Genomic DNA, 20,885 nt, shown 5'->3' on the forward strand with positions numbered 1-20,885 from the left:
CGGGCTGGCCCCTGGGGCTGGCACCGCGGCCTCAACCCTCTGATCCTACCCTCTGGAGCGTCCTCGCGCGGCATCTTGTGGGCCCGTGGCGGCGGCTCTCGCCGCCCCACGGGGCGCCGGACGACTCCCTCCACACATCGGGGCCCCTCCGGCGCTCTCGTCGGCTGCACGACGACGCGCCGTCGGGGAGTCCTCCCCATGGCGCTGCGCACCGACGTCGTGAGGCTCGAGAGCATGATGACCACGCGCCGTACCCGTTCCTTCGCCGCCCTGGCCGCCGCCTCCGCGCTCGCGCTCTCCGCCTGCGGCGGTGACTCCGACACCGAGGGCAGCTCGTCGAGCACCTCCAGCTCAGCGGAGTCCTCCGCGAGCTCCTCCGAGGGCAGCGAGTCGCCCTCGGAGTCGGCCTCCGAGAGCCCGAGCGAAAGTGAGTCCGCCGAGGGCGAGAGCGGCGGCGAGGGCAGCGTCACCGCGTCGAAGTCCGGCGTCACCTTCGACGTGCCGGACGGCTGGACCACCGTGGACCCGTCCGCGCTGGCCAAGGACCCCGACAAGGCCCCGCAGTCGATCAAGACGATGGCCGAGACGGCGGGTCAGCCGGTCGACCAGTTCCTCACCCAGCTGTCGCAGAGCATCGACGTGCTCGTCATGGGCGAGGCGGAGGACGGCTTCTCCCCCAACATCAATGTCATCCCGAGCCCCCAGGCCCTCACCGAGTCCGACCTCAAGGCCAGCCTTGCGCAGCAGTCCGCCACGGTCTCCGGCACCGAGGAGGTCGACACGGACTCGGGCAAGGCCACCGTCGCGACCTACACGATGTCAGCGGGCAGCCAGACCGTCCACGGCCAGATGATCGCCGTGCCGTCCGACTCGGGCGCCGCCGTCATCACCGTCTCGACCATCGACAAGGACGAGACCGCCGAGGTCGCCAAGACCATCACCGACAGCGTCACCAAGGCCTCCTGACCCGGCCCACGACGCGGCGAGCCCGCCACCCCCTTCGTCCGGGGTGGCGGGCTCTCGCCGTCCCGGGGTCAGGAGCAGGCGCCCGCCGGCAGCTCGTCGCGGTGCCGGCGCACGACCTGGGCGAGCTGGTCCGCGATGGCCGTGCCCTGGGCATGGGTCCCGGTGCGTACCTGGAGGGTCACCGCCGTCCGACCGCCCTCGCCGGGGACGATCCCCAGCTGGCGCACGACGTACCCCTCCGGCGTCGAGCCCCAGCCGCCCTTGTACCGGGCCCCGGCGATGCCGCCGAGACCCCAGCGCTGGCCGTCGACGACCTGGCCCATCGCAGTGGTGACCGGTCGCGAACCGCTGAGGCAGGGCAGGGCGGAGGTCATCCGGGTCTGGTCCGTCAGGCGCCACGTCGCCTGGCCGAAGGGGGAGTACCCCTCGACGACGACGCGCGACGGGACCCCGGTGCGACGGTCACCCCCACGACGCAGCTGCTCCTCCACCGCCCCGGAGGCGCTCGCCCCGTCGCCGAGGGACTCCCACAGCCTCGCTGCGGCCTCGTTGTCCGAGGCGGTGAGGGCCGAGGTGATGTCGGTGGACAGGCGCTCACCGTCGCCCGCACGCACGACGGCCAGGGCGAGAGGGACCTTGATCGTCGACCAGGCGACGAGCGGCGGGGCATCACCGACGACGACCGGCACGCCGCCACCGACCGGGGCGTAGGCCAGGGCGATGTCGGCGTCCGGGTGGTCCGCGACGACCCGGCGAACGTCACGCGCGAGACCGGCGGAGGGCTTCGTCGAGGTCGGGCTGGCCGTGCTCGTCACCGAGGTGCTCGGGGTCGAGCTGCTCGAGGAGGCTGCGCTCGACGGGCCCTCCGGGGCGCCACAGGCACCCGTGGCGACGACGAACGCCGTCAGCAGCGACCCGCCGAGCAGCCGCCGCCGCACGTCAGTAGAGGACGACGACGGCGTCGTTGCCCCCGGTGCAGCGGGTGATGGTCGAGCCGGTGCAGGTCATCGTGTAGTTCTTCTTGGTCACGGGACTGCGCACCTCGAGCTTCGTCGAGCCGCTCGTCGGGTCCTCCGCGAGGTAGGCATCGCGCACCGCGCCGGCGAAGGCGCAGCTCGTGACCTCGGAGCCACGTCCCACGGAGGTGCCCTGCTTGGGTCCGGCGCACTTGGTGACGCCGTCGGGGAGCTTGCCCGTGCGCCTGTCCGTCGTCGACGAGGAGCTGCTCGACGACGAGGTCGAGCTGGACGTCGATGTGGAGGTCGTCGGCTGCGAGGTGGAGGTCGACGTGACCGTCGTCGACGTGGCCACCGGCTCGTCGTCGGCGCTGTTGAGCGCCATGACGGCCCCACCGACGCACAGGCCACCGACGAGCACCCCACCGACGAGCATGCCGACCATGCCCGCCGGGGACACACCCCGACCCGGCTCGCGACGCGGAGGCTGATGGGCCTGCGGCTGCTGCGCGTAGGCCTGCTGCGCCGGCGCGGCGTGGGCCTGCTGCCAGGCGGCAGGGGCGGGGGCCGCCGGTGGCGCGGCCTGCGGCTCGGGCTGCCACCAGTCCTCGGGCACGGCACCCGACGGGGTGGGCTCGGGCGTGATCGGCGGGACGACCGGCGTGGCCTGCGTGGGCTCGCCGCGGCGGCGCAGCTCGACGTCCTGCGTGGGCTCGTCCTCGGACTCCGTGGGCGCAACCTCCCGCGTCGGTCCCATGTGACCGGACGGGGTGGGGTCGCCGAAGAAGTCGTCGAAGGCGTCAGCGCCTCGACCGTCCTTCGGACCACTCATGATGCTCTCCTCGCAGGCATGGACACGCCCTCGGGATCAAGAGCGGCACCTCACGATGCCATAACAACCCGGGGTGACCGCCAATCGTCCGTGACGGGCGTCACCCCTTCGCGCCCGACACCGGCGTCGCCAGCCCACCGAAAGGGGTGCGCAGGTCGCGGATGAAGAAGCAGTTGACCCACACCATGCAGGCGTACGCTCAGCCGTTGTTGCGCTGCTTGGCCCGGATAAGGTCGAGCGCGATGACGGCGCCGATCGTCCCGAGCTTTTCGGGGGCCGGCACCTGGGGGCTGAAGCCGAGGACGTAGCGCTCGCGCCCGAGGAAGACCTGGGTGACGCCCGGCCAGTGCCTGCTCACCGTCGCGGCCACCCCACCCGGCCCGGTCACGCTGAACTCGTGGTCGAAGAGGGAACCGTCCAGGCGCAGCTGCGGGCCGGTCGTCAGCTCGATGCGCAGCGCCTTCTTGAAGAGGGTGAACTCCTTGACGATGCGCGCGACGAGGTTGCCGTGCCCGTCGAGCACCTCGAAGCGGTCGAGACCGAGGTTGGGCGGGTCGACGAGCCGCATGAGGAGGGTCCCGTCGCTGTCGACGATCGCCAGCTGCCGGTTGCCCATGAGCAGCCGCGAGCCCGCACCACCCTCTGTGACGATCCGCCCGACCGGCTGCCCGGTGAGGTCGTGGATCGCGAAGTCGTTGCTCAGGAAGGACCGCACCTGGTACAGGACGATGGCATCGGTCTGCAGGATCCCCACGTGCCCAGTGTGCTCTACCCGTACGTGTCCCGAGGGCCCCGACCGTCGCTCGTGCGCCGCGGACCACGCGACCACGACGGGGCGCTCGGCCCGTGCACCCGGATCTCGTGGACGACGTCCGGCCCCACGGAGTCGGTGATCCGCCCGAGCAGGGTGCTCGACAGCAGCCGGATCTGGGTCGCCCAGGCCGTCGAGTCGGCACGCACCGACAGCACCCCGGCCTCGAAGGTCACCGGCTCGCAGTGCTCGGCCACCTCACGACCGACGATCTCCGACCACCTGCCCATGACCGACCCGGCGGCGACGTCGACCTGCCAACCGCGGTCGCCGACGAGTCGCTCGACCTGGTCACCGATGGTCTGCGGGTCGCGGCCGCCGAAGGACAGCACCCCCTGCGGCTGCCACTTCCGCTTGCGGCGCGGCTTCATCCCCGGGCGCAGCCCCTTGCCCGCCGCCACGGCGCGGGCCCGGGCCAGTGCCGCTGCGGCGGCGTCCTGCTCCTGCGGCCCCTCCACCCCGCCCTCCGACGAAGGGGGCGGGACCTCCCCTTCGCTCATGGGGCGGACACCTCGCCGAGACTCACCGCGTAGGTGCGGCCGGCCAGCCCCTCGGGCACGTCCTCGGGCACGGCAGCGGTGATGAGCACCTGCTCGCAGTCGGCGATCATCGCGGCCAGCCGCTCGCGCCGCCCGGAGTCCAGCTCGGCGAAGACGTCGTCGAGCACGAGCACCGGGTCGTCGCCCAGGTCGTGCCGCAGCAGGTGGTAGGCCGCCAGCCGCAGACCGAGGGCGAAAGACCACGACTCACCGTGGCTCGCGTACCCCTTCGCCGGCATCTCGCCCAACCCGAGCACGAGGTCGTCACGGTGGGGGCCGACGAGGTTGACCCCCCGCTCGATCTCCTGGCTGCGCCGCTCCGCCAGCGTCTCCAGGAGCATGGTGCGCAGCTCGTCCGGCTCGGGCACCGCGCCGCCGGCGATCGCCTCGGCCGCCGCATCGTGCAGCGAGCTGCGGTAGACGGCAGTCGCCTCCGACTGGTTGGCGCTCACCTCGCGGTAGGCCTCCTGCAGGTGCGGCACGAGGTCACGCAGCAGCCGCAGTCGCGCGTAGAGCAGCTGGCTGCCGACCGTCGCCAAGTGGTCGTCCCAGATGTCGAGGGTGCGCACCGCCTCCTCGGCGGCCTCCCGCGGGTCGACGCCCTCCGGTACCGAGGCGCTGCGTCGCCCCCGCCCCGGGCGGCCACCGAGGAGCGAGGCTGCCGACTTCAGCAGGGCACCGCGCTGCTTGAGGATCTTGTCGTAGTCGGAGCGCACCCCGGCCCAGCGGGGCTGACGCTGCACGAGGAGGTCGTCGAGGAAGCGCCGCCGCTCACCCGGGTCGCCCTTGACGAGCGCCAGGTCCTCCGGCGCGAAGAGCACCGTGCGCAGCGTGCCGAGCACGTCGCGGGTCCGCGGCAGCGGCGAGCGGTTGAGCTTGGCCCGGTTGGCCTTGCCCGGGGTGATCTCGAGCTCGACGAGGCTCTCGCGACCGTCGCGGACGACAGCGCACCGCACGATCGCCCGGTCCGCGCCGAAGCGCACGAGCGGCTGGTCGGTCGCGACCCGGTGACTGGAGAGGGAGGCGACGTAGCCGATGGCCTCGACGAGGTTGGTCTTGCCCTGGCCGTTGAGCCCGACGAGAGTGCTGACACCCGGCTCGAGTGCCAGCTCGGCGCTCGGATAGCTGCGGAAGTCCCCGATGCTCAGGTGACGGACGTGCACGTCACTCGGTCGACCCGGACCCGCTCGTCGGTCCCGGCGACCCACCCGTGCTCTGCGTGCCCGACGTGGGACCCGCGTCGGCGGCATCCCCCTGCGCGGCCTCGGCGGGGGCCGCCGGCTTGTCGATCTTCTTGTCCTCCTGGGCCCGGCTCGCGGCGGGCGAGGCCACGCCCTTCGCCGCCTCGGCACGCAGGTCCTCGCCCTCGGCGACGGTCATCACCTGGTGGCCGCCGAACTGGCCACGCAGCGCGGCGACCGCCTGCATCGCGGGGCTCACCTGCTGACGGGAGGCGAAGCGCGCGAAGAGCGAGGCTGAGATGACCGGCATCGGCACGGAGTTGGCGATGCCCTCCTCGACGGTCCAGCGGCCCTCTCCCGAGTCGGCGGTGTAGTCGCTGACGTCGTCGAGATCGGGATTTTCCTCGAGGGCCTTGACCATGAGGTCGAGCAGCCAGGAGCGCACGACGGTGCCGCGGCTCCACGCCTTGAAGGCGCCGGGGACGTCGGTGACGATGTCCTTCTTCTCGAGCAGCTCGTAGCCCTCGGCGTAGGCGTGCATCAGGCCGTACTCGATGCCGTTGTGCACCATCTTCACGTAGTGACCGGCACCCACGGCGCCCGCGTGGACGAAGCCCTCGTCGCGCGGCCCCTCGGGACGCAGCGCATCGAAGATCGGCATCGCCTGCTCGACGTGCGCGGCGTCGCCACCGACCATGAGGCCGTAGCCGTTGTCCAGGCCCCAGATGCCGCCGGAGACGCCGCAGTCGAGGTACCCGACCCCCTTCGTGCCGAGCAGCTCGGCATTGGGGCCGTCGTCGCTGAATCGGGAGTTGCCACCATCGATGACGAGGTCACCGGGCTCGAGACGCTCAGCGAGGTCGGCGATGACCGCCCGGGTCACCTCGCCCGCCGGCACCATGACCCAGACGACGCGCGGGGTCTGCAGCGCCTCGACCATGGCCTGCACGGACTCGACGTCGGAGACCTCGGGGTTGGTGTCGTAACCGACGACCTCGTGACCGGCACGGCGCACACGCTCGCGCATGTTGCCGCCCATCTTGCCCAGACCGATGAGACCGAGCTGCATGACGAGTGCCTTCCTGTCGGGGGTCGCCCTGGGGTGCAGGACGAAGGGAGGTCAGCCGGCGAGACGCACCGGCTGCAGGACGTAGCGGTAGGAGGTGTCCATCTCGCCGTCCTGGCTCTCCTGGCCGGTGATCATCGCCGGCTTGAGGGGAGCGGTGAAGGAGAGCCGGGTGAAGTTGGTGCCGAGCACGCCGAGCCCATCGAGGAGGTAGCCGGGGTTGAAGGCGACCTCGATGTCGGGCCCGTCGACGGCGGCCTCGACGGCCTCCGAGGCCTGGGCGTCGTCGCCGGTGCCGGCCTCGATCGTCACCTGGCCGTCGGTGAACTTCAGCCGCACCGGGGTGTTGCGCTCGGTGACGAGAGCGACGCGCTTGACGGCCTCGGTGAGCAGCTCGGTGTCGACGACCGCCTCGGTCTCGCTCGAGCTCGGGAAGATTTTGGCGACCTTGGGGTACTCGCCGTCGAGCAGACGACTCGTCGTGTGCCGCTGGCCGGCCTCGAAGCCGACGAGACCGGAGCCGCCCGCCGCGGCACCGAGGGAGACTTCGATGGAGCCGGCGGCACCGAGGGCCTTGGCTGTGTCGGACAGGGTCCGGGCCGGGATGAGCGCGATGTGGCTGGCATCGGAGGCATTGGGTTTCCAGGTGAGCTCGCGCATCGCGAGGCGGTAGCGGTCGGTGGCGAGCAGGGTGACCTTCTCGCCCTCGATCTCGACGCGCACGCCGGTGAGGATCGGCAGGGTGTCGCCGCGGTCGGCCGCGATCTGCACCTGCTGGACGGCCTGGGTGAAGGCAGTGCCGTCGATGCTGCCGCTGGCCTCGGGGCTCGTCGGCAGGGTCGGGTACTCGTCGGCCGGCATCTGGAGGAGGGCGAAGCGCGAGCTGCCGCAGGTCACCTGGACCTTGGCGCCGTCCGTGGTGACGTCGACCGGCTTGCCCGGCAGGTTGCGGGAGATGTCGGCGAGCAGGCGGCCGAGGACGAGCACGGTCCCGGGCTCGGAGACCTCGGCGGCGACGGTGATCCGCGCCGAGACCTCGTAGTCGAAGGTCGAGAGCGTGATCGTGCCCTCGTCGCTGGCCTCGATGAGGACACCTGCGAGGACGGGGACCGGAGGTCGGTTCGGCAGACCGCGGGCCACCCAGGTGACCGCCTCGGCCAGCACATCGCGCTCGACGCGGAACTTCACGACAGACCTACCCTTCGGCGCGCCCGTGAGGGAGCTGGATGGATGACACGTTCTTCGGTGGTGCCCATGGCGAATGACACGTCGGACGTGCGCACACGCATGGGCTCCAGACATTACGCGGTCGAGCGCCCGGTCGGCGACTGCGGGTCGCCTTGTCATTCGTCGTCCGGGCGTGGTCCACAGATCGGGCCACCGTCATGCGTGGGGGAGGGATCGGATGGAGAGAGGACTCATCGTTGTCATGGGCGGTGTGGATCTCGTGGACAAGTGGGTTCTGGCCCGAGATCTGGCGGTACACAGCTGTGGACAACGCCGTGGATGACGACGTGCACGACAGAGGGGTGCTGTGGGTGGAGATGCGTCGTCACCAGTGGGCCCTCGTCGTGCACACGTCGTGCACAGCGTCGTCCTCACCCGGTTGTGGGTAGATCCGGTGGTCTGGGGCCACCTCCAGGCGTCCGAAGGTAGTGGCCAGCCCCTCGGCACCGCGCGCGCCGGGCCAGGGTGTGGACGAGCGGGGGACGTGGTGTGGACGAGGCTCGCCGTACCCCGACTTTTCAGGTGCTTCCGGGTATGCACAAGGTTGTCCACACCTTGGGGACATGTGGACGAAGGGAGGGGGTCCCGCGAGATCACGCCCGGATCTCGGGTGGCACACAGCTGGGGAGAAGCCTGTGGACAACGAGCGATGCGCGTGTATCCGTGAATATCTGCTGGGGGATAGATCGACCGATAGTGATCGATCGTCAGCCGGCCTGCTGCTTGATCCGGTTCGTCAGCTCGGTGACCTGGTTGTAGATCGCCCGCCGCTCGCCCATGAGCTCACGGATCTTGCGCTCGGCGTGCATGACCGTCGTGTGGTCGCGGCCGCCGAACTGCTTGCCGATGTTGGGCAGAGACATGTCGGTGAGCTCGCGGCACAGGTACATGGCGATCTGGCGCGCGGTGACGAGCAACCGGGTGCGTGAGGCGCTCTGCAGGTCCTCGATGCTCAGCCCGAAGTAGTCGGCCGTCTGCGCCATGATCGTCGCGCTCGAGATCTCGCTCGACTGCTCGTTGGGGATGAGGTCCTTGAGGACGATCTGGGCGAGCCCGATGTCGACCGGCTGACGGTTGAGGCTGGCAAAGGCGGTGACGCGGATGAGCGCACCCTCGAGCTCGCGGATGTTGGTGCTGATCCGACTGGCGATGAACTCCAGGACGTCCGCCGGGACGGAGAGCTTTTCCTGGATGGCCTTCTTGCGCAGGATCGCGATGCGGGTCTCGAGGTCAGGCGGCTGCACGTCGGTGAGCAGGCCCCACTCGAAGCGGCTGCGCATCCGCTCCTCGAAGCCCGAGAGGAGTTTCGGAGCGACGTCGGAGGTGATGACGACCTGCTTGTTGGCGTTGTGCAGCGTGTTGAAGGTGTGGAAGAACTCCTCCTGCGTCTGCATCTTGCCCTGCAGGAACTGGATGTCGTCGATGAGCAGGACGTCGACATCGCGGTAGCGACGCTGGAAGTTGGCCGCCTTGTCGTCGCGGATGCTGTTGATGAAGTCGTTGGTGAACTCCTCGGAGTTCACGTACCGCACCTTGACGTGGGGGTAGAGGCTGCGGGCGTAGTGCCCGATCGCGTGGAGCAGGTGGGTCTTGCCCAGGCCGGACTCGCCGTAGATGAAGAGCGGGTTGTACGCCTTGGCCGGGGCCTCGGCGACCGCGACCGCTGCGGCGTGGGCGAAGCGGTTGCTCGCGCCGATGACGAAGGTGTCGAAGATGTACTTCGGGTTGAGCCGGGTCAGCTCGACCTGCTCGGGCTCGGGCCGCCCGCGACGCGGTCGCACGGGTGCCGGCTCGGGGTCCTCGTCGACGAGGCCGTCGTCGCGGTCCTCGACGGGCAGGGTCGACGACAGGCCCTGGGGTCGGGGGGCGGTCGTCTCCGCGGGAGCAGCCGGCTCCGGGTCGAGACCCTGGGTCGGCGGGAGCGGCTCACCGTCGGCGAGGTCGGGGTCGACGGTCACCGCGAGGCGGATCTGACGCCCGAGTTGGTCGGAGAGGGCCTGGGTGACGTGGCGGCGCAGGCGCTGCTCGACGAAGTTCTTCGAGAAGTCGTCGGGGACGGCGATCAGGGCGGTGTCGTCGAGGAGTCCGACGAGGCGGGCCATGCTGAGGAAGGCGCGACGCGTGACGGGGACACCGTCGGCGTCCAGGGACTCGAGGGTGGTGCGCCACACCTCACCGAAGTCGACCTCGTCGGCCACGGGCGCACACCTCAAATTCCTGCGGCTCGCTGGCCGATCGATTCCCTGTCAGCTCTCATCCTGCCCCGGTGACGGCGGATCATCCACATCGTTGTCCACAGACTGTGGGTATACATGTGGGGCAGGTGCGCTGACGCTAACAACCCGAGCGGGCCGGGGCAAGCCGATCGGACCGGCAATCGTGCCGTCATCGGCGTGTCGCCTCGTCCGGGCCCGCCGACGCTGGCATCGTCATGCGGTTGGCCCACCGACACCGGCCGATCGTCGTGGGTTTGACCCTCTGTGGCGGCGTCCCGTACCGTGGTCGTCGGCCTGTCGGCCGCTTTCGCATGCCCATCATCCCGCTGGACCCCCGGTGAGCGAGGTGGGCTTCCGATCGCGGCCGAAGGGCGTAGAGGACTTCAGCACCGGGCCCACCGGCCCACCGACCCATCGGAGACTGCCATGAGCAAGCGCACCTTCCAGCCCAACAACCGTCGCCGCGCCAAGACGCACGGCTTCCGTCTGCGCATGCGGACCCGCGCCGGCCGGGCCATCCTGTCCAACCGCCGCGCCAAGGGCCGCTCCAAGCTCTCCGCCTGACGAGCCGCTGGTGCTGCCCGCGCGGCACCGCCTGACGGACCGCGCGGACTTCGCGGCAACCATCCGGGGACGCGGCGCCAAGCGCCACGGTTCCAGGCTGCTCGTGGTCCATGCCCGTGTGGCGGACTCGACCCAGACCGACGCCCGAGGAGATGACTCCCCGCGCGTCGGTCTCGTCGTGTCCAAAGCGGTGGGCAATGCCGTGACCCGGACCCGGGTGAAGCGCCGTCTGCGGGCCCAGGCCGCCGAGCTGATCGGCGGCCTGCCGGCCGGAGCCGACGTGGTCATCCGGGCCAACCCGGCTGCAGCCGCCGCTGACTCGCACGAGCTGGGTGACGCCCTTCGACACTGCCTGCGTCACCTCCTCGACGGGGACCGGGCATGAAGGTGCTCGCGCTGCCACTCATCGGCCTCGTGCGCGGCTACCAGCTGCTCGTCTCGCCACTGCTGCCCCAGAGCTGCCGCTATTTCCCGAGCTGCTCGGCCTACGGTCTGACCGCCCTGCGCAGGTTCGGCCTCGTGCGGGGCAGCTACCTGACCGTGCACCGCATCGTGCGGTGCAACCCCTGGTCCGCCGGGGGCATCGACCACGTGCCCGACACCTGGGCGCAGCGCGGCTCGCCTGACCTGGCGCGTCCGCGCTTCGCCGATGTCGAGCGCGACGACGACGACGTCGACACCGGCGTCACCGACCGAAGGACGTTCACCACGTGAGCTTCAGCGACATCATGTACCCCTTCGAGTGGCTCGTCGCCTGGATCATGCATCTGTGGCACGGCGCACTCACCGCGATCGGCCTGCCGGAGGCGAGCGGGTGGACCTGGACGCTGTCCATCGTCGGCCTCGTCGTCGTCATGCGGGCGGCGCTCATCCCGCTCTTCGTCAAGCAGATCCACGCCTCGCGCAAGATGCAGCTCATCCAGCCCGAGATGGCGAAGATCCAGGCGAAGTACAAGGGCAAGAACGACCCGGACTCCCGTCAGAAGATGACGGAAGAGACGATGGCGCTCTACAAGGACAGCGGGACCAACCCCTTCGCGTCCTGCCTGCCGATCTTCGCGCAGATGCCCTTCTTCTTCGGCCTCTTCCGGGTGCTCAACAGCCTCGACGAGATCGGTGCCGGTACCAAGAGCGGCATCGGCCCGATCACCCAGGCGGTCGCGGCCCAGGCCGAGTCGTCCACGATCTTCGGAGCCCAGCTGTCGGCCCAGTTCCTGGGCACGGACGGGGGCCTGAGCGTCAAGATCGTGACGATCACGCTCATCATCCTCATGTCGCTGACGACCTTCACGACGCAGTACCAGCTGATGCGCAAGAACATGCCGGCTGCCGCGCTCGAGGGTCAGTTCGCGCAGCAGCAGAAGATCATGCTGTACCTCTTCCCGATCATCTTCGCCGTCTCCGGCGTCTACTTCCCGATCGGTGTCCTCATCTACTGGTTCACGACCAACCTGTGGACGATGTGCCAGCAGTTCTACGTCATCCGTCGCATGCCGGCGCCCGGCTCCGCCGCGGAGAAGGCGATGCAGGATCGTCGCCGCAAGGCGGGCAAGCCGCTCGACACCCCCGAGGAGGCGCGCGAGCGGGCTCACGACGCCGAGATGGCCGAGGAGCTGACGGCGAAGGGCGTGATCTCTGGTCAGCGCCAGCAGCCCACCTCCAAGAGGCGGGCCAAGAAGAAGGGCGGCCCGCCGCCGAAGTCGGGTGGCTCTGCCGTGAGCGAGCAGAAGCCCAAGACTGACAACTGACCTCGGTCGTCCCTCGTTGGACGACCGCCCGCCACACGCAGGAGAAGCACCATGAGTGAGACCCCCATAACCGAGGTCGCGGCCGAGCCGGAGACCACGGAGACCCCCACCCCCGAGACGGCGGCGCCGAAGCGTTCGCGTCGTGAGCTGCTGGAGCGGGAGGGGGAGGTCGCGGCTGACTTCCTTGAGACGCTCCTCGACATCGCCGACCTGGACGGCGACATCGACCTCGACATCGACGGAGACCGCGCGGCCGTGGCGGTCGTCGATTCGGACGAAGGTCGGGTCCCACGGCGGCTCGTCGGCCAGGACGGCAAGGTGCTCGAGGCGTTGCAGGAGCTGACCCGCCTCGCCGTGCAGTCGGCGACCGGCGACCGCAGCCGCCTCATGCTCGACGTCGCGGGCCACCGCGCCGCTCGTCGTGCCGAGCTCGTCGAGCTGGCGCAGCAGGCGATCGACACCGTGAAGTCTTCCGGCGAGTCGGTGGACCTGGATCCGATGAGCGCCTTCGAGCGCAAGGTCGTCCACGACGAGGTGCTGGCTGCGGGCCTCGTCTCGGACTCCTCGGGTACGGAGCCCCGGCGCTACGTTGTCGTGCACCCCGCTGAGGCGGCTGCCGGCGACCAGTCGACCGACGCATCGACCTCGGACTCGGCCGCCGCCGACTCCGCCGATGCGTGACGTTTCACGTGAAACGGCCCGGTCATGACCGCTGAGATCCCCCCGGCCCCGGACGGCGCTCACCGACTCTTCGGTGAGCGCCGTCCGCGCGCCGAGGCCTTTGTCGCCATCCTCGCGGACACGGGTGTGAGCCACGGACTCATCGGTCCGCGCGAGGTGCCCATCCTGTGGGAGCGCCACGTCCTCAACTGTGCCGTCATCGAGGACGCGTTCAGTCGAGACGCCCGTGTCATCGACGTGGGGTCGGGCGCAGGTCTGCCCGGTCTCGCTGTGGCGATCGCTCGACCCGACCTCGATGTCCATCTCGTCGAGCCGATGCTCCGACGGACGGAATGGCTCGAGCACACGACCCGCGAGCTCGACCTCGAGAACGTGACCGTCCACCGTGGTCGCGCCGAGGAGTTCCACGGCCAGCTGTCGGCTCCCTTCGTCACGGCGCGGGCTGTGGCCCGTCTCGACAAGCTCGCCCGGTGGTGTGTCCCTCTCGTCGACCCCGGTGGTCAGATGATTGCCATGAAGGGGCGATCGGCAGCGGATGAGATCGCTAAGGCGGCGAAGGTGCTACGGCGACTGGGAGTGACAGCAAGCGAGGTCACGCCGCACGGTGCGGACATCCTGGACGAGCCGACACTCACCGTGGACTGCTCGGTGCGGGGCGGCTAGCTCGCACCGGACTCATTTGCGGCCCGTTTCACGTGAAACACGTGAAACGGGCCGCGGTCGTGTCACGCCCGGGTCCGGAGGATCAGCGGCCCCAGCTGCACTCCGAAGCAGCAGGCTCCATGGCGCCACCGTCGACCTCTCGCGTTTCACGTGAAACACGGCGCCATCCCCAGACGGCTGTGCACGACATGTGGACATCCCTGTGCATGACGAGCCTGTCATCCACAACGACCACGCGCGTTTGGCGTGTCGGCCCCCGCTGGGGTTGGATGGCGGGGCTCGCATGCCCACAGGAGGAATGTCTCGGTGACACCAGCACGAACCGTTGCCCCGGGGATCGGATGGCCGGGTCTGGAGACACCGGCGGCTACGGCACCTGTCGGCTGGATCGCCGACGAGGTGGTGGGTGCGGCTGCACCACCCCTCGACGCGGCACCTGTGGACGACGTGACCGACCCCGTGTCCCTGGCGGAACCCGCCCCGACCCACGAGGTAGCCGTGCCGGAGATCGACGAGACGCAGGGCGCCGCCCGCCCCGCCGCGGACGAGCCGCCAACGCTCCCTCGCCCGCCGAGGCCGCGGATCATGACGGTGTCGAACCAGAAGGGTGGTGTAGGCAAGACGACGACGGCGGTCAACATCGCTGCCGCGCTCGCCGAGGCCGGGCTCCACGTCCTCCTCATCGACACCGACCCGCAGGGCAATGCGAGCACGGCGCTCAACATTGACCACCACTCCGAGGTCCCCAGCGTCTACGACGTCCTCGTCGACGGCACCGCGATCTCTGACGTCATCCAGGCGTGTCCGGATGTGGACAACCTGTGGTGCGTGCCCGCGACGATCGACCTGGCGGGAGCGGAGATCGAGCTGGTCTCCCTCGTTGCCCGGGAGAGCCGCATGAGCAAGGCGATCGACCGGTGGATGGTGGAGCGTGCCGAGGCCGGTGTGGCCCGGATCGACTACGTCATCATCGACTGCCCCCCGAGCCTAGGTCTGTTGACGGTCAACGCCTTCGTCGCCGCCGACGAGGTCCTCATCCCGATCCAGTGCGAGTACTACGCCCTCGAGGGGCTGAGCCAGCTCCTCAACAACATCCAGCTCATCAAGACGCATCTCAACCAGGACCTCCACGTGTCGACGATCCTGCTGACGATGTACGACGCCCGCACCCGGCTGTCGGCGCAGGTGGCCGACGAGGTGCGGGAGCACTTCGCCAGTCAGGTGCTCGAGGCCACCGTCCCGCGATCGGTCCGCGTGTCCGAGGCTCCGAGCCATGGCCAGACCGTCATCACCTACGACCCGCAGAGCACGGGGGCCCGTTCGTACCGGGCAGCCGCCGCCGAGATCGCCCACCGTGGCGCCGAGATGAAGGAAGAAGCATGAGCGAGAAGCGACGCGGTCTCGGGCGGGGCCTGGGAGCCCTGATCCCTGACGCCGGGACGGCAGGACGGGGCACCGAGCGCCCCGTGGACGTCTTCTTCCGAGACCAGGAGCGGACCCCGACGGTCCCCAACACGGTCGCCGGCATGGTGGCGGAGCAGCACTCCGCGTCGGATGAGGGTGCCGACTCGTCGAAGACCGTCGTCCCGGATGCCCCGACAAGCGGTATTTCGCAGGAGCAGGAAGCGCCCGCGGAGCAGACGGCTCCAGACGGCCTCGCACCGGTGCCCGGAGCGACTTATGCCGAGGTTCCCGTGGCGGCCATCCGCCCCAACCCCAAGCAGCCCCGCACCGTCTTCGACGAGGACGACATGTCCGAGCTGGTCCACTCGATCCGTGAGATCGGTGTCCTTCAGCCCATCGTGGTCCGGCGCGTCACCGCCGAGGACGGCGTCGAGTACGAGCTCATCATGGGCGAGCGCCGGTGGCGGGCCAGCATCGCGGCCGGCAAGGAGACGGTCCCGGCCATCATCAAGGCCACGGAGGACGACGCCCTCCTGCGGGACGCACTGCTCGAAAACCTCCATCGGAGCAACCTCAACGTCCTCGAGGAGGCGGCGGCCTACCAGCAGCTGCTCGACGACTTCGGATGCACACAGGAGGAGCTCGCCGGGCGGATCGGGCGCTCCCGCCCGCAGATCTCCAACACCCTGCGTCTTCTGCGGCTGCCCCCACTCGTGGCTCGTCGGGTCGCTGCCGGGGTCCTCAGCGCAGGCCACGCCCGGGCCCTGCTGACGCTCGACGACGGTGAGCAGATGGAGCGACTCGCCCAGCGCATCGTCGCCGAGGGGCTGTCGGTCCGCACCGTCGAGGAGATCGTGGCCCTCGGCATGGACCCGGAGAAGCCGCGCCGATCCGCCCCCCGGGCGGGCCGGTACAGCCCGCAGCTCGACGATCTCGCCGGCCGTCTCAGCGATCGGCTCGACACCCGGGTGAAGATCAACCTCGGTCAGCGCAAGGGACGGATGACGATCGAGTTCGCGTCGATGGAGGACCTCGAGCGCGTCCTCGGGCAGATGGGCGTCGAGGCCGACATCGACTGACGCCTCTGACGACGAGAGGCCCCGCGGCAGCGCCGCGGGGCCTCTCGTGTGTGTGACGCTCGGATCAATGCCGATGTGCCACAACCAAATTCGTCAGACTCAGGAGACGAAGGGGTCGAGCTCCTTGACGAGCTTGGGCTTCGGGACGGCACCGACGATCGTCTTGACGACCTCGCCGCCCTGGAAGACGTACATGGACGGGATCGAGGTGATGCCGTACTTCGCGGTCGTCTGCGGGTTGGCGTCGGTGTCGAGCTTGACGATCTTCAGCTTGCCGTCGTACTGGCCGGACAGCTCCTCGAGGACCGGGGCCACGGCGCGGCACGGGCCGCACCAGGTCGCCCAGAAGTCGACGAGGACGGGGATGTCGCTCTTGAGGACGTCCTGCTCGAAGGTGGCATCGGTGGTCGGCGTGGTCGCCATGTCGGGTCCTTGTCTCTCGGTGACGGGTCGGTGGTGGATCGGTGGGTCAGCGGGCGCCGACGGTGCCGGCGACGGGGTTGTCCTGCGCGGTGAGGGCCTGGTCCTCGGCGGGCAGGCCGGCCTCCTCGCGGGCGGCGAGCCAGCGCTCGGCGTCGAGGGCCGCGGCGCAGCCGGAGCCGGCCGCCGTGATGGCCTGACGGTAGGTGTGGTCGACGAGGTCGCCGGCCGCGAAGACGCCGTCGACGTTGGTGCGCGAGGAGCGTCCGTCGACGAGGACGTAGCCCTCCTCGTCCAGTGCGACGGTCGTCGCGTCGGTGGTGGCCTTGAGCAGCTCGTTGCGCGGGTCGTGACCGATCGCGACGAAGAGGCCGGTGGCCTCGATCTCGCGCGTCTCGCCGGTGACGGTGTCGCGAAGGGTGAGCCCCGTGACCTTGTCGTCGCCGTGGATCGCCGCGACCTCGCTGTTCCACGCGAACCGGATCTTGTCGTTGCCGTGGGCGCGCTCGGCCATGATCTTGCTGGCGCGCAGCTCGTCGCGCCGGTGGACGATCGTCACCGAGCGGGCGAACTTCGTGAGGAAGGTGGCCTCCTCGACGGCGGAGTCGCCCCCGCCGACGACGACGATGTCCTGGTCGCGGAAGAAGAAACCGTCGCAGGTGGCGCACCAGCTGACGCCGTGGCCCGACAGACGCTTCTCGTCGGGCAGCCCGAGCTCGCGGTAGGCCGAGCCCATGGCGAGGATGACGGCGTGGGCCCGGTGGGTGCCCCCTTCGCCGTCCGTGACGACCTTGACCGGGCCGTCGAGCTGGACGGCGGTCACGTCGTCGGTGACGATCTCGGTGCCGAAGCGCTCGGCCTGTGCGCGCATGCCGAGCATGAGGTCAGGACCCATGATGCCGTCGGTGAAGCCGGGGAAGTTTTCGACATCGGTCGTGTTCATGAGTGCTCCGCCGGCGGTGACCGAGCCCTCGAACATCAGGGGCTGGAGGTTGGCCCGGGCGGCGTACACGGCGGCGGTGTAGCCCGCCGGGCCGGAGCCGATGATGATGACATTGCGGATGTCGGAGCTGGCGTCGGCCACGAGGAGAGTCCTTGGATCGGGGAGGGCGCCACAGGGCGCGCACGGTCTGAGAGGTCAACGCCATCGTAGATCCGTCTGTTCCCCGGGGCGGGGCGCACCCCCGCTCAGGTCACTGCTCGGTGAGGTCGACGGCGTCCGGCCAGATCGGCTCGCACCCAGAGGTGATGGCCCAGGCCTTGGCGGGGCCGTCGGGGAGGCTCTGGGCGACGATGAGCAGACCGTCCTCCCCGTCGAACTTCGCGACGTCGACGACGACGGCCTGCATCTGGGGTGCGCCGAGTCGGGCGAGGCAGTCGCTGGCACCGGCTGCCGTCGTCAGCGTGCCCAGAGCCCGGTCGTTGGTGTTTTCGGGGAACTCGGTGGGGTTGTCGAGCAGCTGCGATGCGCCGTCCGATACGGTCGCCTCGCTGTAGTCCTGGCCGCTCGCGGTGATGACGAAGGCCGGGACCTCGTCGTCGGGCGAGGCCGCGTCTCCGGCCGCCTCGCTGCTCCCGGCGGACTGCTTCGCGCTCTGCGTGGGCGCGGCGTCGGATGCGGTGTCCCCGCCGCCGTCGAGCCGGTTGATCATCAGACCGCCGACCCCGAGCGCGACGACGATCGCGGCGGCCGCTCCGAGGATCCACGGCGCCTTGGGCCGCCGGGTGCCCCGCGGGCCGGCGTCGCCCATCGTCCGCCAGAAGGGGGTGTCGTCGGTGTCCGACGCCCCACCGTCACCGTCGACGTCGGCGGTGTCTGACGGAGCTTGGCGGGCGGCTTCTTCGTCCGCGAGGCTCTCGGTGATGCGCTTGTTGAGGTCGGCGGGCATCGGTCCACTCTCCTTGAGGCTGGCCAGCAGGTGACGCATGCCCGTGGGGTCCTGGTCCTCAGTCATGGCCACCTCCCTTCGAGTCCGTGTGGCCTGGTGTGTCTGACGTGTCGGCTGCGCCGGAGGTTCCCTCGTCGGTGAAACCTGCGGCGACCAGCGCGGCGGCGAGGGCCTCACGGCCCCGGGCGCAGCGGGACTTGACGGTGCCCACCGCGACGTCGAGCACCTGCGCGGCCTCGGCGACGGGCAGGCCGTGCATGTCGACGAGGACGAGGGCCAGGCGCTGTCCCTCGGGCAGGCTGTGCAGCGCCTCGTGCACGGCGAGCCGGGTGTCGACCCGGCTTGCGGAGTCGGGTGCTGCCGGTGCGCGCGAGACGACCTCGTCGGTCAGCTCGGCGGTGGGCCGCGTCTTGCGGATCTGGTCGATGCTCGCGTTGACGACGATGCGGTGCAGCCAGGTCGTGACCTGGGCGTCACCGCGGAAGGAGTCGGCCCGACGGAAGGCCGACACGAAGCCCTCCTGGACGGCCTCGGCGGCCAGCTCGCGGTCGCCGCAGACGCCGACCGCGACGGCCCACATGCGGTCACGGTGGCGCCGGTAGACCTCGCCGAAGGCCTCTCGGTCACCGGCGACGTGGCGCCGCAGGAGGATCCGGTCGTCGACCTCGTCGAGGGGCGTGGTCGTCATCGTGTCAGCGGACGGTGACTTCGCCGAGGCTGGCGCGATAGCGGCCGTCGTCGGAGGGAGCGAGGGAGGTGAACCAGATGGTCACGTACTGCGCCGTGACCTCGGACTGCGGCTCGAGGACGACCTGGCCGGTGCGGCCCTCGGTCTTGCCGATCTCGGTGCCGGAGTTGGTCGCCTGGTCGCCGGCGTAGACGGTCGCCTGGGCGCTGGTCGGCAGGTCGAGGGTGACAGAGCTGATCTTCTGCGCCTGGCCGAGGTCGACGGTGATGCCGACGCCCTGCTTGACGCCGCCGAAGGTCTCGCTGTTGTAGCCCTCGGTCGTCCACACGGTCTGCGGGCTGCCGTCGTAGACGCGCTGCACCTCGGCGTTGTGCTCCACCCCGTCGCCGGGGGGCGGGTCGAAGCCCGCGGCGTTGATGATGCCGAAGGGTTCGCCGCTGCCGTCGCCCTCACTGCCGGAGTCGGAGGACTGGGTGGTCTGGACGGCGGTCGTCTCGTCGCCACCGAGGATCTTGCCGAGATCGGTGCCGGAGCCGATCCGCGAGGAGCCGAGGCCACCGATGACGCACGCGACGAGCACGAGGCCCGCCATGAGGGCGAGCACGAGGTTGGACTGGCTGCGGCTCGGCGGCGCACCGGCCGAGGCGGGCAGCAGCGGGGCCGGGGCCTCGAGCTCGGCGGTGACGGGCGCGGCGCCGAGCGAGCTGCGGGTGCGCTGGTCCTTGCGGATGGCCTCACGGCGCTGGCGGGCGTCGTGGATCGCCTCCTTGGAGCGGTCGCCGGCGGTGCGTGCGGCCTTGCCGAGGCGGTCGCCGATGACCTTGCCCCCGGCGCCGACAGCGGCCGCGGCCGCGGCTGCTGCGGCGGCGGCCGCGGCGCGGCGCTCGCCGTGGTGGTCGTCGCCCTCGTCCTCGCTCTCCCGGCCGTCAGCGGTCCGGGACCCGGTGTGTCGCGTGGTGGTGGGCTCGGTGGCCGCCTCGCCGTCGTCGTGGGCCGGGAGGTCGCGACCAGGGGTGATGACGACTGTGTGGCGGCTGTCGCCGCGCGTGTCGATGGCCTGGGTGACGTCCTCGTCGCGGTCGGCGCCCTCGGCGAGCTCGGTGACGGCTGTCGCGGGGGTCTCCGCCGCCGCAGTGACCGTCGGCACGACCTGGGTGTCGGCCGACCCGGTGCGCACCGCGCCGGCGAGGGGGATGCGGGACCACGGCGCGATCTGGGCGGCGTAGTCGCCGGGCGAGTCCGGGCCGGTGTCGTCGCCGAGGGTCTCGCGGCAGATGGTGTCGAGGTCGCCTGGGACGGCCACCGCGAGGTGCGAAGGGGGCGTCGGCGCGCCGTCGCTCGTCGGTGCGGCGGGCAGGCTGGTCGAGCCGGGCAGCGGCCAGGTGCCGGTGAGGCCGGCGTAGGCGAGGGCGACGATGGCGCGGGCGTCGTCGCGATCGGCCTCCTCGCCCTCGGTCTCGGTGCCGCCGAGGGCGGCGGAGGTGGCGAGGCCGCGCACCTTGACCCGCCCGTCGTGCGTCAGCAGGACGATGTCCGGGGTGAGGGCGAGGTGGTGCAGGCCGCGGGCCCGGGCGGCCTCGACTCCGGTGGCGATCTCGCCGGTGATGCGGCGGACCTCCTCGGCGGGCAGTCCGTCGGTGCCGATGGCCTCGGCGTAGGTGAGGGCGTCGGCGAGCGACTCCTCGGCGACCCAGGACAGGTCGCCCTCGGTGTCGACGTCGAGGATGCGGACGAGCTGGGCGGCCTCGACCCCGGCGGCCCGCCGTGCCGCGTCGAGGGCGGCGGGGGTGCTCGCGCCGTCGGTGGGCATGACGAGCAGCGTCACGTCGCGGTCGAGCGTCGTGTCCCTCGCGGTCCAGCGCTCGCCGCCCGCGATCTCCTCGATCCGGGATGCGACCGTGTATCGACCGAGCTCGGTCCCCGGGTTCACCCCGTGCACGTTGTCCCTCTCGTCG

At 70.6% G+C, this 20,885-nt stretch carries 22 protein-coding genes; 9 read left to right on the forward strand and 13 right to left on the reverse strand.

The genetic code is table 11. The features are described 5' to 3' along the window. Positions 1-234 precede the first annotated feature (234 nt). Positions 235-966: a hypothetical protein gene (locus CWN80_RS15345; RefSeq protein WP_156811750.1), complete on the forward strand. Its 732-nt coding sequence runs from the start codon at positions 235-237 to the stop codon at positions 964-966. Positions 967-1,034: 68 nt separating this feature from the next. On the opposite strand, the gene CWN80_RS06280 is transcribed toward CWN80_RS15345, so the two are convergent. From CWN80_RS06280 to dnaA, 8 genes are all read right to left on the reverse strand, one after another. Further along, the gene (locus CWN80_RS06280; RefSeq protein WP_007926515.1) at positions 1,035-1,904 is read right to left on the reverse strand and encodes a hypothetical protein; all 870 of its coding nucleotides are present in this window, start codon (positions 1,902-1,904) and stop codon (positions 1,035-1,037) included. A 1-nt stretch (position 1,905) separates the two neighbouring features. After that, entirely contained in the window at positions 1,906-2,754 is an 849-nt protein-coding gene (locus CWN80_RS06285; protein WP_007926512.1) for a hypothetical protein, read from the reverse strand. A gap of 199 nt (positions 2,755-2,953) precedes the next feature. Continuing rightward, positions 2,954-3,508, reverse strand: coding sequence for an LURP-one-related/scramblase family protein (locus CWN80_RS06290; protein WP_007926508.1), 555 nt, complete (start codon positions 3,506-3,508; stop codon positions 2,954-2,956). A 14-nt stretch (positions 3,509-3,522) separates the two neighbouring features. Next, positions 3,523-4,065 (reverse strand): DciA family protein, encoded by a 543-nt coding sequence (locus CWN80_RS06295; protein WP_128277025.1) that lies wholly within the window; start codon positions 4,063-4,065, stop codon positions 3,523-3,525. Further along, complete coding sequence (recF, locus tag CWN80_RS06300; protein ID WP_128277026.1) at positions 4,062-5,267, reverse strand: DNA replication/repair protein RecF; 1,206 nt, start codon at positions 5,265-5,267, stop codon at positions 4,062-4,064. Before recF ends, CWN80_RS06295 begins: the two co-directional genes overlap by 4 nt. 1 nt (position 5,268) lies before the next feature. Then, entirely contained in the window at positions 5,269-6,354 is a 1,086-nt protein-coding gene (gene gnd / locus CWN80_RS06305; protein ID WP_007926504.1) for a phosphogluconate dehydrogenase (NAD(+)-dependent, decarboxylating), read from the reverse strand. 51 nt (positions 6,355-6,405) lie between these two features. Continuing rightward, positions 6,406-7,539 (reverse strand): DNA polymerase III subunit beta, encoded by a 1,134-nt coding sequence (dnaN, locus tag CWN80_RS06310; RefSeq protein ID WP_007926502.1) that lies wholly within the window; start codon positions 7,537-7,539, stop codon positions 6,406-6,408. Positions 7,540-8,285: 746 nt separating this feature from the next. Continuing rightward, positions 8,286-9,776 carry a chromosomal replication initiator protein DnaA gene (gene dnaA, locus CWN80_RS06315; RefSeq protein ID WP_128277027.1) on the reverse strand — a complete coding sequence of 497 codons (1,491 nt, stop codon included), beginning with the start codon at positions 9,774-9,776 and terminating at the stop codon, positions 8,286-8,288. A gap of 444 nt (positions 9,777-10,220) precedes the next feature. On the opposite strand from dnaA, the gene rpmH reads away from it, so the two are divergent. The 8 genes from rpmH to CWN80_RS06355 all read left to right on the forward strand — a co-directional run bounded on the left by rpmH (position 10,221) and on the right by CWN80_RS06355 (position 15,933). Beyond that, complete coding sequence (rpmH, locus tag CWN80_RS06320; RefSeq protein ID WP_007926496.1) at positions 10,221-10,358, forward strand: 50S ribosomal protein L34; 138 nt, start codon at positions 10,221-10,223, stop codon at positions 10,356-10,358. 10 nt (positions 10,359-10,368) lie between these two features. Then, positions 10,369-10,743: a ribonuclease P protein component gene (gene rnpA, locus CWN80_RS06325; protein ID WP_007926494.1), complete on the forward strand. Its 375-nt coding sequence runs from the start codon at positions 10,369-10,371 to the stop codon at positions 10,741-10,743. Then, on the forward strand, positions 10,740-11,072 hold the full coding sequence (yidD, locus tag CWN80_RS06330) for a membrane protein insertion efficiency factor YidD (RefSeq protein WP_007926493.1): 333 nt from the start codon (positions 10,740-10,742) through the stop codon (positions 11,070-11,072). The genes rnpA and yidD overlap by 4 nt, the downstream gene beginning before the upstream one ends. Beyond that, a complete protein-coding gene (gene yidC / locus CWN80_RS06335; RefSeq protein ID WP_007926492.1) occupies positions 11,069-12,106 on the forward strand; it encodes a membrane protein insertase YidC in 1,038 nt (345 codons plus the stop codon). Before yidD ends, yidC begins: the two co-directional genes overlap by 4 nt. A gap of 51 nt (positions 12,107-12,157) precedes the next feature. Beyond that, entirely contained in the window at positions 12,158-12,787 is a 630-nt protein-coding gene (locus tag CWN80_RS06340) for a Jag family protein (RefSeq protein ID WP_007926491.1), read from the forward strand. Between the two features lie 24 nt (positions 12,788-12,811). Continuing rightward, complete coding sequence (gene rsmG / locus CWN80_RS06345) at positions 12,812-13,450, forward strand: 16S rRNA (guanine(527)-N(7))-methyltransferase RsmG (RefSeq protein ID WP_007926490.1); 639 nt, start codon at positions 12,812-12,814, stop codon at positions 13,448-13,450. 585 nt (positions 13,451-14,035) lie between these two features. Beyond that, on the forward strand, positions 14,036-14,833 hold the full coding sequence (locus tag CWN80_RS06350; protein ID WP_128277028.1) for a ParA family protein: 798 nt from the start codon (positions 14,036-14,038) through the stop codon (positions 14,831-14,833). After that, positions 14,830-15,933 (forward strand): ParB/RepB/Spo0J family partition protein, encoded by a 1,104-nt coding sequence (locus tag CWN80_RS06355; protein ID WP_007926488.1) that lies wholly within the window; start codon positions 14,830-14,832, stop codon positions 15,931-15,933. The genes CWN80_RS06350 and CWN80_RS06355 overlap by 4 nt, the downstream gene beginning before the upstream one ends. Before the next feature lie 99 nt (positions 15,934-16,032). On the opposite strand, the gene trxA is transcribed toward CWN80_RS06355, so the two are convergent. The 5 genes from trxA to CWN80_RS06380 form a co-directional block, all read right to left on the reverse strand. Then, entirely contained in the window at positions 16,033-16,356 is a 324-nt protein-coding gene (gene trxA, locus CWN80_RS06360) for a thioredoxin (RefSeq protein ID WP_007926487.1), read from the reverse strand. 46 nt (positions 16,357-16,402) lie between these two features. Beyond that, complete coding sequence (gene trxB / locus CWN80_RS06365) at positions 16,403-17,437, reverse strand: thioredoxin-disulfide reductase (RefSeq protein ID WP_007926485.1); 1,035 nt, start codon at positions 17,435-17,437, stop codon at positions 16,403-16,405. 109 nt (positions 17,438-17,546) lie between these two features. Further along, a complete protein-coding gene (locus CWN80_RS06370) occupies positions 17,547-18,308 on the reverse strand; it encodes a hypothetical protein (RefSeq protein WP_007926483.1) in 762 nt (253 codons plus the stop codon). After that, positions 18,301-18,930, reverse strand: coding sequence for an RNA polymerase sigma factor SigM (gene sigM, locus CWN80_RS06375; protein WP_007926482.1), 630 nt, complete (start codon positions 18,928-18,930; stop codon positions 18,301-18,303). The genes CWN80_RS06370 and sigM overlap by 8 nt, the downstream gene beginning before the upstream one ends. Before the next feature lie 4 nt (positions 18,931-18,934). Further along, positions 18,935-20,860, reverse strand: a complete 1,926-nt coding sequence (locus CWN80_RS06380) for a protein kinase family protein (protein WP_128277029.1) — start codon at positions 20,858-20,860, stop codon at positions 18,935-18,937. Positions 20,861-20,885: the final 25 nt, after the last annotated feature.

This window comes from Janibacter hoylei PVAS-1 (genome assembly GCF_004025845.1).
Classification (GTDB): domain Bacteria; phylum Actinomycetota; class Actinomycetes; order Actinomycetales; family Dermatophilaceae; genus Janibacter; species Janibacter hoylei.

Bases quoted from the DNA above. Each gene is read 5' to 3' on its own strand.
- CWN80_RS15345 (WP_156811750.1), top strand. From the start codon at position 235: ATGATGACCACGCGCCGTACCCGTTCCTTCGCCGCCCTGGCCGCCGCC.
- CWN80_RS06285 (WP_007926512.1), bottom strand. From the start codon at position 2,754: ATGAGTGGTCCGAAGGACGGTCGAGGCGCTGACGCCTTCGACGACTTC.
- CWN80_RS06295 (WP_128277025.1), bottom strand. From the start codon at position 4,065: ATGAGCGAAGGGGAGGTCCCGCCCCCTTCGTCGGAGGGCGGGGTGGAG.
- gnd (WP_007926504.1), bottom strand. From the start codon at position 6,354: ATGCAGCTCGGTCTCATCGGTCTGGGCAAGATGGGCGGCAACATGCGC.
- rpmH (WP_007926496.1), top strand. From the start codon at position 10,221: ATGAGCAAGCGCACCTTCCAGCCCAACAACCGTCGCCGCGCCAAGACG.
- yidD (WP_007926493.1), top strand. From the start codon at position 10,740: ATGAAGGTGCTCGCGCTGCCACTCATCGGCCTCGTGCGCGGCTACCAG.
- CWN80_RS06340 (WP_007926491.1), top strand. From the start codon at position 12,158: ATGAGTGAGACCCCCATAACCGAGGTCGCGGCCGAGCCGGAGACCACG.
- rsmG (WP_007926490.1), top strand. From the start codon at position 12,812: ATGACCGCTGAGATCCCCCCGGCCCCGGACGGCGCTCACCGACTCTTC.
- CWN80_RS06350 (WP_128277028.1), top strand. From the start codon at position 14,036: ATGACGGTGTCGAACCAGAAGGGTGGTGTAGGCAAGACGACGACGGCG.
- CWN80_RS06355 (WP_007926488.1), top strand. From the start codon at position 14,830: ATGAGCGAGAAGCGACGCGGTCTCGGGCGGGGCCTGGGAGCCCTGATC.
- trxA (WP_007926487.1), bottom strand. From the start codon at position 16,356: ATGGCGACCACGCCGACCACCGATGCCACCTTCGAGCAGGACGTCCTC.
- CWN80_RS06370 (WP_007926483.1), bottom strand. From the start codon at position 18,308: ATGACTGAGGACCAGGACCCCACGGGCATGCGTCACCTGCTGGCCAGC.
- sigM (WP_007926482.1), bottom strand. From the start codon at position 18,930: ATGACGACCACGCCCCTCGACGAGGTCGACGACCGGATCCTCCTGCGG.